This is a genomic window from Mesorhizobium sp. M1307 (assembly GCF_040318155.1).
In the GTDB taxonomy this organism is placed as follows: Bacteria; Pseudomonadota; Alphaproteobacteria; order Rhizobiales; family Rhizobiaceae; genus Mesorhizobium.
In genome coordinates this window covers 1-10525 of record NZ_JAMYLR010000080.1, presented here as the reverse complement: position 1 = coordinate 10525, position 10525 = coordinate 1, and the positions used below count along the sequence as shown (strand labels likewise).

The window sequence follows — 10525 nt, the reverse complement described above, 5'->3', positions numbered from 1 at the left end:
CCGGACATATGGACGCAAGCGATCGAAAACGACGCAAAACAACCGTTGCAGGCAGGGCGCCGTCCACATATGGATCCCAGGGTCTGCGCCGCGTCGCTTCGCTCCTTGCTCCGCCCTGGGATGACGAAGCGAGAGGTGTTTCGGCTAGTCTCGAAGGTTTGCAATTTGCCATGCGCTTGTTATCTGCCAGGACGAAATTGTTGATCCAGGCCGGATTTTTGCGCGCGCCTCCGGCCGAACTGCGCTAAAGGCTCTCTTGGCCGGACCAGCGCCCATCGTGGAAGTGCCCCGCCGGCCGACATCGCCGCCACGGGGCCTTATTCCATGACCACAGAATCCCAAGTACCATCCGACCAGCGCTATGCCGCCTTTCGCCACCGGCCGTTCCTGAGCTACTGGGCGGCGCGCTTCCTCTCGACATTCTCCACCCAGATCGTGTCGGTCGCCGTCGGCTGGCAGATCTACGATCTCACCCGCGACCCGTTCGACCTCGGCCTTGTCGGCATCGTCCAGTTCCTGCCTTCGCTGCTGCTGGTGCTGGTCACCGGCGACGTTGCCGATCGTTTCGGGCGCCGGCTGATCATGGCGCTGGCGGTGCTGGTCGAGACGGGCTGCGCCTTGGCCCTCCTGCTGCTGACGCTACGCGGCCTCTCCGGGCCGATGCCGGTCTTCATCGTGCTCGCCATGTTCGGCATCGCGCGCGCCTTCTTCGGGCCGGCCTCCTCATCGCTGTTCGCCAATCTGGTGCCGCCCGAGGATTTCGCCAACGCCATCGCCTGGAACTCGTCCGCCTGGCAGACGGCAACCATCGTCGGGCCGGTCGCCGGCGGCCTGCTCTACGGGCTTTCAGCCGAAGCCGCCTACACCACCGCCGCCGTGCTGATGCTGGTTGCCGCCGTGCTGATCTTCACCATCCCGAAGCCTGCCCAGCGCAGCCGGACCGACAGGCCGACGGTACAGACCCTGTTCGCCGGCTTTGGCTATATCTGGAGCGAAAAGATCGTGCTCGGCGCGATTTCGCTCGATCTGTTTGCGGTGCTGCTGTCCGGCGCCTCGGCGCTGCTGCCGGTCTACGCGCGCGATATCCTCGAACTCGGCCCATGGGGGCTCGGCCTGTTGCGCTCGGCGCCCGGCGTCGGCGCCATCTGCGTCGCCATCTGGCTGGCCGGACACCCGATCCGCAACCATGCCGGCCTTGTCATGCTCGGCTTCGTCGCGCTGTTCGGCGCGTTCACGGTTCTGTTCGGCCTCTCGACCATCACCTGGCTGTCGATTGCGGCCCTTGCGCTGCTCGGCGCCACCGACATGTTCAGCGTCAATATCCGCGAGACGCTGATCCAGCTGTGGACGCCGGACGCCGTTCGCGGCCGCGTCAACGCCGTCAACCAGGTGTTTGTCGGCGCTTCCAATGAGCTCGGCGAATTCCGCGCCGGTACCATGGCGGCGTTGATCGGCACCGTTCCGGCCGTGGTGGTCGGGGGTGTCGGGGCGATCGCTGTTGCCGGCCTATGGGCGGTGCTGTTCCCGCAGCTGCGCAAGGTGCGTCATCTCAGGGGGCGAAACTGATTACCGCAGCGCCGGCTTGCCGAAGATCATCGGCAGGAACTCGCCGAGCCAGCGCTTGAGGTGCATGTCCCAGATAAGCCGGCCGCCGAGATGGTCGCGGCCGGGCTGCGCGCCGGGCAGTTCGAAGCGGTGCGCGCCGCGCACCACCCAGCGCTGCATCATCGCCCGGGTCAATTCGCCATGGAACTGAATGCCCCAGGCATTGTCGCCATAGCGGAAGGCCTGGTTGGGATAGGTTTCGGCCGTCGCCAAAAGCGTCGCGTCCTTCGGCAGCGAAAACCCTTCGCGATGGAACTGATAGACCATCTCCGGCCAATGAATCAGCCCGCTGCCCGCTTCGGTCGCCTTCAGCGGATACCAGCCGATTTCGACGAGGCCCTCGCCATGGCCCTCGACCCTGCCGCCAAGATGCTTGACCAGCATTTGCGCGCCGAGGCAGATGCCAAGCAGCGGCCGGTTCTCGTTGAGCGGAATTTTGAGCCAGTCGGTCTCGCGGCGGACGAACTCGTCGCCGTCATTGGCGCTCATCGGCCCGCCGAACACCACGGCGCCGGCATGGCCATCCAGCGTCTGCGGCAAGGCCTCGCCGAGCGGCGGTCGGCGGATGTCGAGGTCGAAGCCTTCCTCGATAAGCATATGGCCGACCCGTCCGGGGCTCGAATGCTCCTGATGCAGCACGATCAGGATCTTTGGTCTCGGACTTGGCTTGGGCGGCATTGGAAGGCGGGATCCTGTCTATTCGTCGCTTGAGGTTCCGGCAGCACCAGGAGCCGCGGCGGCCGCCTTGAGGCGCGCCTCGACACGGTCGCGGCGTTCGACGCCGATCAGCTCGGCGACCCGCCACACGGTATTGTCCTCGAGCTCGTGCAGCTCGCCATCGGCATAGACGATCTCCCACATCAGGCCGATGAAGGCCTTTCGCGCCTCGGCGTCGAGATGGCGCTTGAGCACGCTGGTGAAAGCGTAGAGGTCGATCGCCTCATTGTCGGCCCGCTCGCCGGCAGCCGCCAACGCGTCGAGTTCGTTGCCGCTGATCGAGTAGCTTTCCGCCAGCACCTTCTTGAACCGTTCCCATTCGGTATCCTGGCGCACCCCGTCGGCGTTCATCACGTGGAAAAGCAGGGCGGACGCGGCAACGCGCGGATCGTCGGCGCTGGGGCTGGCGCCACCACCGGACGGCAGATCCCTTAGAAACGACAAAACGCGTTCGAACATCAAATCATTCCCAATAAGCCCGGGTCCACTCGACCCTGATCAGAACAAACGAAACCGGCGCGTCGATTTATCCGCCGCGTCGTCTGGATCGACGCCGGGGTCGTCGGGCAGCCGCGTCAGCTCCTGCGCCGGCTCGACGGCCTCGGCATCTTCCGGCACTTGGGCAAACGCCGCCGCGGTGATTGGTGTCACATTATCCTCGCCGGCACGGTCGTCCGTCTTCTCCTCGGTCGCTGTGCCCGGTGTCTCCGCCGTGTGCTCGATCGTCCCGGCTCTTTCCTGTACCGGCCTGGCTGGAGCCGCGATGGCCGGCACCGGCGCCTCCGGCGTATCCTCATGACCGTCGATCAACTGCCCGAGCCGCTCCATCGGCGCCCGCCATTCGAATGCATCGAGCCTGCCGGTGATCGGCGATACCGGAGCCCAGCGTTCGGAGACGACGCCGTCGGCGACCCAGGCCGGGTCGCGCGGCGCTCTCACCGCCTTCGACAGCAACTGCCGCACCTTGCCCTGGTCGCCGGTCTCGGCCTCCTCGATATCGGCCAGCAGCAGATAGGCGCCTTCGCGGCGATCCATGCGGATGGCGGCTTCCGCCTCCCGACGGGCGGTTGAAAAATCCTGCGCATCTAGCGCGGCGCGCGCCACGGCCAGCGAGGACTCGGCATGGTTCTTCTTCAGTTCCTGCAGCTTCTTTGCCCGGTTCAGCCGATCGAGCACGGCATCGCCCGGCCTGGCATGAATGTAGAGTTCGGCGATCTCCGGATGCGGCTCGGCCTTCCACGCCGCCTCGAGGATTTTCGAGCCCTTGCGCACGTCGTTCTGCCGAAACAGCAATTTCGCCGCGACGACCGCCGCCGGCGCGAAATCCGGCCGCAGCCGGTTGGCTTCCAGACCCGCCGTCCGGGCGGCATTGGCATCGCTGTCGATCAGCGCCTGCGCCTTGGCGGTCAGCAGCACGACGCGGCGCCGGTTGGCGGCGTCACGCTCGATCTGCCGGGTCGACTTCTGGGCGTCGACCAGTTTCAGCGCGCCATCCCAGTCGCCGCGTTCGGTCAGGTCTTCCAGCGTCGATTCAGCCGCCCAGGCCAGTTGCGGCGCCACCGCCGCGGCACGGCCGGCATAGTGGCGGGCTGCGTTGCGGTCGCCGAGCCGCTCGGCCTCGAGATAAAGCCCGCGCAGGCCGAGCAGCCGCATTTCGGGATCATCGAGCATGGTCTCGAACTTTTCGCGGGCGCCTTCATGGTCGCCTTCGAGCAGCGAGGCCTGCGCGTCGAGCAGCTGGATCAGTGGCTCCTGATCGGAGCGGATCAGCTTTGCCGCTTCCTTGGTCTTCTTGCGGGCGAGCGCGCCGTCACCGGCGCCGGCGGCGATCATCCCGGTCGACAGCGCCTGGTAGCCGCGGTCGCGGCGACGCACGCGGAAATAGCGCGAGATCGTATAGGGGCTGGTCCACAGCGCCTTGACCAGCCACCAGACGATCATCACCGCGGCAACCACGGCAACGACCGCCACCGCCGCGACCATCAGGCTGACCTGGTATTGATAGCCGTTGAAGGTGACGAGCATTTCGCCCGGCCGGTCGGCCAGCCAGGCGAAGCCGAGCCCGAGCGCAAAGACGACGGCAAGGAAGGCGAGGATGCGGATCATTGGGTTCCTCACGCCTTCATTGCGCCGGCGATGAGCGAATCGATCTGCGTCTCGACCTCCATCCGCGCTTTCAGCTTGCCGGCAAAGTCGGCGCCGGCGGCCTTGGCCGCCTCAGGCAGGGTTTCGTATTCGCTGAGCGCCTTGGCGTAGTCGCCCCGGTTGACCGCGACCTCCATGCGGGCGACGGTTTCCGGAACGCCGGTGCCTTCGACGGCGCCGATCGGCCTGACCTTGACCAGCGATTCGGCGCTGGACAGCAGCTTCTGCAGGATGCCGGCATTCTGGTCGATGGGCGTCGCGGCAGCGACCATCGCGTTGGCGGCGCCGTCCGCTTCGGCGGCGATCTCGGAGCGCATCGGGACGCCCTTTTCGGCATAGGTGCGCAACGTCGCGATCTCGGGTGCATCGGGTGAGATCGCGGCAAAGGTTTCGAGCTCGGCGGCGAACGGTGCACCACGGTCGAGCGCTGCCTTGAGCGCCGAAGCGGCAATGGCCAGTGCGATCTTCGGCTGCGAAGCCTGTGCATCGACCTTGCCCGAGATCTGTGAAACCGACTGTTCCAGGGCCGCAAGCCGGCTGTCCTGCGCCTTTGTCGTCTCGCCGGCCGATTTCACCAGCGCATCGAGCGCGGCCAGCCTTTCGTTGAGCGGGCCGAGATCGACCGGCGCCGTACCGCCGGCCTTGCCGAGGGCCGCAACCGCCGTCTCGATCTGCCTTACCTTATCGCCAAGTGCTGCCAGGCCGGCATTGCCGCCGGCACCGCCTTGCTCGACGGCCGACTTCAACGTCGCAACGTCCGCCCTTACCTGATCCAGCGCCGACGACAGCCCGTCCACCTTGGCCGATGCGTCATTGTTGGCGCCGGCCTGTCTGAGGTCCGCGACCTCGCGTTTCAGCGAAACGATCTCACCATTGACCGCGTCGAGCGACACGCCGCCCGACCCCGGCGCACCGAGCAGGCCGGCAAATTGCAGCCCGCCGGCCGCGGCGAGGGCGATGACGCCGCCGATAATACCGGCGGCGATGCCGTTGATGCCGCTTCGCTTCGGCTGCGCTGCCATATGGTCGTCCCTCGTCTCAGCTGTCTTCTCGCCGGAACCTGGGATCCCCGGTTCGTTGGCCCCGGTTCCGCTGGATGCATCTTCGAAACTGTAGTCGGAAACCGTGGAGCGCCCGGCCGGCGCATCCGAACCGGCGGGATAAGGGGTTTCCGCTTCCCTGGCAGAATCGACGCCGGCGTCCGCCGGCTCTTGCGTGCCGGCCGGCGCGGCTGCGTCGGCATGTTCCCATGGCTCGAGATCGGTCTGGTCCGCATGCACCGGCTCTTCAGGTGGCTCCGGCTGCGAGGCGTTCGCCGCTTCCTCGGCCCGCGCCTCGTCGGTCTGCGAGGTCACGGCATCCTGTTCGTCGGCGACTCGCGAGACGGCGCCAGGCTCAAGCTCGATGGTCACCGGCTCACGGCGGCTCTTGGAATGCCGCATCTTCGGCGTCTTGACCATGCTCGGGCTCCGCAAAATTCGCTTCGGGATGGTTTGAAGGGTCTAGCACATCACCAAGCGGTGAAAAGGGGCGGCGTGATGACGCCACGGCTTGGAGTTCAGTTTTGGCAAAACGCCGCAGGGCCGAATCACGTTTCAAGCCAAGGCCCATGCTCGGCAAACAAAAAACCCGCCTCGGCGGGCGGATCGTTGGAGCCAATTAGCACCACAACCAAATTAGTAGCATAGCTGCCGGCACAAAGCAAGAACAAAATGTGCCCGAGGGCAATCGCCTGCGTTTGGCGCCGCCCCTCAAGGACGGCACAGAGCCGCCGCGAATGCCATCAGCGCGGCGCCTGCAAAAGTCCCAGCAGCGCGTCCTCGCTGGGCTCAGGCGCAATCTGGATCTCGGCGACATCGCCCAAGGCCGCGGCGATGCGCCCCGATAATCCGAAAAAGCGCGTTTTTTCAAAAACACCGCGCAGCACCGGCCGGCTAGCCAGGGCCTGCATCGCTTTTGCCGCCTTGGCCGAATAGAGCAGCACCGCCTCGACCGGCCGGGCGGACAGGCGCGCAAGAACGGCCTCGTCGGAGTAGTCCAGGACAACGGTGTCGTAGGTCTCGACGGCGCGGACCTGAACGCCTGACGCCAACAGCCCTTCCTCGAAGCCGGGAAATCGCACCCGCCCGCAGAGATAGACGATCGTCTGCCCCGCGTAACCGCCAGCAAGCGCATCGGCCAGCGCCTCGGCATTGCCCGGGCCTTCGCTGACCGACAGAAACCCGGCAGCGCGGGCGGCTTCCGCCGTCTTCCTGCCGACGGCGTGGCACGGCAAGCCGGCGAGCGCCGCGATGACCTCTTTCGGCGCATGGCGAACGGCATTGGCGCTGGTCACCGCGACCGCCGCGGCGTCAGCGAGCGCGCCGGCATCGACCGGCAGCGCCACGGTTCCGGTCAATGGCAGCAGGATCGGCTGAAAGCCGGCATCCGCAAGCCGGCGCCCCGTGCGCGACGCGCCCGGTTCGGGCCTCGTCACAAGGACGCGGAGCATGTCAGGTCCAGCCATCGAAGAATGTTTCGCCGGCCTTGGCCCGAACGGTCGCCGCGGCTTCCGCGCCAATGCGCGCCGCCTCCTGCGCCGGCCCTTGCAGCCTGACTTCATGCGACTGCGTGCCATCGGGCGAGATGATCAGCCCGGCAAAGGAAACCGTTCCGCCCGATATCGTCGCATGTCCGGCGATCGGCGTGCGGCAGGACCCGTCGAGCGCCGCCAGGAAGGCGCGCTCGCAGGCCAGCGCCTCGCCGGTCGGCCCGTCGTGGATCGCTGCCAGCATCTGTTCCACGTCACGGTCTCCGATGCGGCTTTCGATGCAGATCGCGCCTTGCCCCGGCGCCGGCGGAAAGACCTCGAGCGGCATCAGGTCGGTGACGACGTCTTCGAGCCCGAGCCGCTTCAGCCCGGCATAGGCGAGGATGGTGCCGTCGGCGATGCCGTCGTCGAGCTTGCGCAGCCGCGTCTGCACATTGCCGCGAAACATCACCACTTCGACGTCCGGCCGCATCCGCCGGATCAGCGCCTGGCGCCGCAGCGACGACGAACCGACCCTGGCGCCTTGCGGCAGGCCGGCAATCGTTCGCGCCGCCTTGCCGATGAAGGCATCGCGCGCGTCCTCGCGCGGCAGGAACGCGGACAGTTCCAGCCCCTCGGGCAACAGCGTCGGCATGTCCTTCGACGAATGCACGGCGATGTCGATGCGGCGCGCCAGCAGCGCCTCCTCGATCTCCTTGGTGAACAGGCCCTTGCCGCCGGCTTCCGACAACGGCCGGTCCTGGATGCGGTCGCCGCTGGTCGAGATGACGACCACCTCGAACGCCTCGGCCGGCATGCCGTGCGCCGCCATCAGCCACGCCTGCGTTTCATGCGCCTGCGCCAGCGCCAGCGGGCTGCCGCGTGTTCCGATTTTCAAGGTTGTTTGCATGACGCGCCGTCCGTGATAACCCCCGGCAGGTTTTCGGGTTTTCTCCTATCGGGGAAAGGCCGACAGTACAATCTGTACGATTTTTGGACAGCGACGAATTGATCCGCGTTCTGGGCATCGAGACGAGTTGCGACGAGACCGCCGCCAGCGTGGTGGCGCTGGACGGTCGCAGCACGCCGCAAATCCTGTCGAACATCGTGCTCAGCCAGATCGAGGAGCATGCCGCTTTCGGCGGCGTCGTGCCGGAGATCGCCGCGCGCGCCCATGTCGAGGCGCTCGACGGCATCATCGAGGCAGCGCTCGCCGATTCCGGCGTCGACCTCGCCGATATCGATGCGATTGCCGCCACCGCCGGTCCCGGTCTTGTCGGCGGGCTGATCGTCGGCCTGATGACGGCCAAAGCAATCGCCGCGGCAGCCAAAAAACCGCTGATCGCCATCAACCATCTCGAAGGCCACGCGCTGACGGCCAGATTGACCGACGGGCTCGACTTTCCCTACCTCTTGCTGCTGGTCTCCGGCGGCCATACCCAGATCGTCGCCGTACGCGGCGTCGGCGACTACCAGCGCTGGGCGACGACCATCGATGACGCGCTTGGCGAGGCCTTCGACAAGACGGCCAAGATGCTCGGCCTGCCCTACCCGGGCGGACCGAATGTCGAGAAGGCGGCGGCAATCGGTGACGCGACGCGTTTCGCCTTTCCGCGCCCGATGAAGGGCTCCGTGCAGCCCGATTTTTCCTTCTCCGGCCTCAAGACCGCGGTGCGCCAGGCGGCAACCGCGATCGCCCCGCTGAGCGACCAGGATGTTGCCGATATCTGCGCCTCGTTCCAGGCGGCGGTGGCGGATGCGCTGGGCGACCGTGTTGCGCGGGCGCTGACCCGGTTCCGTCAGCAATTCCCGGACAAGGCCGAGCCTGCATTGGTTGTCGCCGGCGGCGTGGCCGCCAATCGGACTATCAAGGCTACATTGCAGGGCCTGTGCGAGCAGGCCGGATTCAGCTTCGTCGCGCCGCCGCTTAACCTCTGCACCGACAATGCGGCGATGATCGCCTGGGCCGGCATCGAGCGCTTGCGCGCCGGCATATCAGGTGAAAACGCCGCCGATTTCGTGCCGCGCTCGCGCTGGCCGCTGGACAGCGTCTCGGCCCCGATGGTCGGCTCGGGCCGGCGTGGGGCCAAGGCATGACCGGCAGCGAGCACAAGGCGCCAAGCGGCTGGCGCGTCGCCGTGCTCGGCGGCGGCGCCTGGGGCACGGCGCTGGCGCTGGCCACGCTGCGCTCCGGTCATTTCGTCCGCCTCTATGCGCGCGACCCGGAGACCGTCGCGGCGGTCGACCGTGGCGAAAATCCGCGCTATCTGCCGGGCATCGCGCTCGATCCCGGCATCGTGGCGACGAGCGACATCGAGGCGGCGCTCGACGGTGCCGACTGCGTTCTGGCGGTAGCGCCGGCGCAATCGTTGCGGATTATGCTAACGGCCGCGTCCAGCCATATGCCGAAAGGCGTCCCGCTGGTCCTCTGCGCCAAGGGCATCGAGCGCGACACCGGCGCGCTGCTATCGTCCATCACTGAGGAAATACTGCCGGCAAATCCGGTCGCCGCTTTGTCCGGCCCAAGCTTTGCCACCGACGTCGCCAGGGGCCTGCCGACGGCCGTCGTGGTCGCCGCCCGGGACGAGGCTCTGGCCACCGACCTCGCCGCCCGCTTTTCGGCGGAAAATCTGCGCTGTTATTCGAGCGACGACCTGATCGGCGTCGAGATCGGCGGCGCGCTGAAGAACGTCTTTGCCATTGCCGCGGGTGCCGTCACCGGCGCCGGGCTCGGTGCCAGCGCCCAGGCGGCGATGGTGACGCGCGGCTTCGTCGAATTGCGCCGCATCGGCGCCGCCTTTGGCGCCAGGCCGGAGACGCTGATGGGGCTTTCCGGCCTCGGCGACCTGCTGCTCACCTGCTCGTCCGCGCAGTCGCGCAATTTCGCCTATGGGCTGGCGCTGGGGCAAGGCAAGCCGCTTGCCGGCCTGCCTTTGGCCGAAGGCGTGCCGACGGCGGCAATCGCCGCCCGCATCGCCGGCGAGCGCCGGATCGACGCGCCGATCATCGCCGCCGTCGCCGCCATACTGGACGGCACCATAACCATAGACCAGGCTGTGTCGGCGTTGATGACAAGGCCACTCAAGACCGAAACCGACATGTAATCGCGAACGATTGCGGAGATGGAAAGATGCTGTTTGCGTTGATTTGCAAGGACAAGCCAGGAAGCCTGCAGGTGCGGCTCGATACGCGGCCCAAGCACCTTGCCTTCCTGGAAGGGCTGAACGGCGACAAGAAATTGGCCTTCGCCGGCCCGTTCCTCGACGCCGACGGCAAGCCGAACGGCACTCTCGCCGTTGTCGAGGCGCCCGATCTGGCGGCGGCAAAAGCCCTGTCGGCGGCCGATCCCTATACCAAGGCAGGGCTGTTCGAAAGCGTCGAAATCCGGCAGTGGAACTGGAGCTTCAACAAACCTGTGAGTGAATGATCGTTCGTTCGCGCTGCCCCTCATCCGCCTGCCGGCACCTTTGTAACTTGTTTCTTGCCGACTCTGCTATGAAGGCAGGTGCGGTGGCGGACGGGAGACCGGAGCATCTTTGGGTGATCGAG

The 10525-nt window shown here is 66.7% G+C and carries 11 protein-coding genes; 5 read left to right on the top strand and 6 right to left on the bottom strand.

Annotated features, from left to right (window positions below; translation table 11 throughout):
• A partial coding sequence (locus tag NKH16_RS34175; protein ID WP_352903848.1) for a hypothetical protein occupies positions 1-248 on the top strand: 248 nt, incomplete at its 5' end.
• A gap of 76 nt (positions 249-324) precedes the next feature.
• A complete protein-coding gene (locus NKH16_RS34170) occupies positions 325-1566 on the top strand; it encodes an MFS transporter (RefSeq protein ID WP_352749627.1) in 1242 nt (413 codons plus the stop codon).
• Here the strand turns inward: NKH16_RS34170 and NKH16_RS34165 are convergent, their stop codons facing one another.
• The 6 genes from NKH16_RS34165 to hemC form a co-directional block, all read right to left on the bottom strand.
• Positions 1567-2283, bottom strand: a complete 717-nt coding sequence (locus NKH16_RS34165) for a glutamine amidotransferase (protein WP_352749629.1) — start codon at positions 2281-2283, stop codon at positions 1567-1569.
• Between the two features lie 18 nt (positions 2284-2301).
• A complete protein-coding gene (locus tag NKH16_RS34160; RefSeq protein ID WP_352749631.1) occupies positions 2302-2781 on the bottom strand; it encodes a tellurite resistance TerB family protein in 480 nt (159 codons plus the stop codon).
• 39 nt (positions 2782-2820) lie between these two features.
• Positions 2821-4428 (bottom strand): heme biosynthesis protein HemY, encoded by a 1608-nt coding sequence (locus NKH16_RS34155; protein ID WP_352749634.1) that lies wholly within the window; start codon positions 4426-4428, stop codon positions 2821-2823.
• An 8-nt stretch (positions 4429-4436) separates the two neighbouring features.
• Positions 4437-5927 (bottom strand): COG4223 family protein, encoded by a 1491-nt coding sequence (locus tag NKH16_RS34150; protein ID WP_352749635.1) that lies wholly within the window; start codon positions 5925-5927, stop codon positions 4437-4439.
• A 323-nt stretch (positions 5928-6250) separates the two neighbouring features.
• Positions 6251-6958, bottom strand: coding sequence for a uroporphyrinogen-III synthase (locus NKH16_RS34145; protein ID WP_352749638.1), 708 nt, complete (start codon positions 6956-6958; stop codon positions 6251-6253).
• A gap of 1 nt (position 6959) precedes the next feature.
• Positions 6960-7886, bottom strand: coding sequence for a hydroxymethylbilane synthase (hemC, locus tag NKH16_RS34140; protein WP_352749641.1), 927 nt, complete (start codon positions 7884-7886; stop codon positions 6960-6962).
• Between the two features lie 101 nt (positions 7887-7987).
• On the opposite strand from hemC, the gene tsaD reads away from it, so the two are divergent.
• The 3 genes from tsaD to NKH16_RS34125 are packed head-to-tail and all read left to right on the top strand — an operon-like array spanning position 7988 to position 10403.
• Positions 7988-9073, top strand: coding sequence for a tRNA (adenosine(37)-N6)-threonylcarbamoyltransferase complex transferase subunit TsaD (gene tsaD / locus NKH16_RS34135; protein WP_352749649.1), 1086 nt, complete (start codon positions 7988-7990; stop codon positions 9071-9073).
• On the top strand, positions 9070-10080 hold the full coding sequence (locus NKH16_RS34130; RefSeq protein WP_352749643.1) for an NAD(P)H-dependent glycerol-3-phosphate dehydrogenase: 1011 nt from the start codon (positions 9070-9072) through the stop codon (positions 10078-10080). Before tsaD ends, NKH16_RS34130 begins: the two co-directional genes overlap by 4 nt.
• 26 nt (positions 10081-10106) lie before the next feature.
• Positions 10107-10403: a YciI-like protein gene (locus tag NKH16_RS34125; RefSeq protein ID WP_352749645.1), complete on the top strand. Its 297-nt coding sequence runs from the start codon at positions 10107-10109 to the stop codon at positions 10401-10403.
• The last annotated feature ends 122 nt before the right edge of the window (positions 10404-10525 follow it).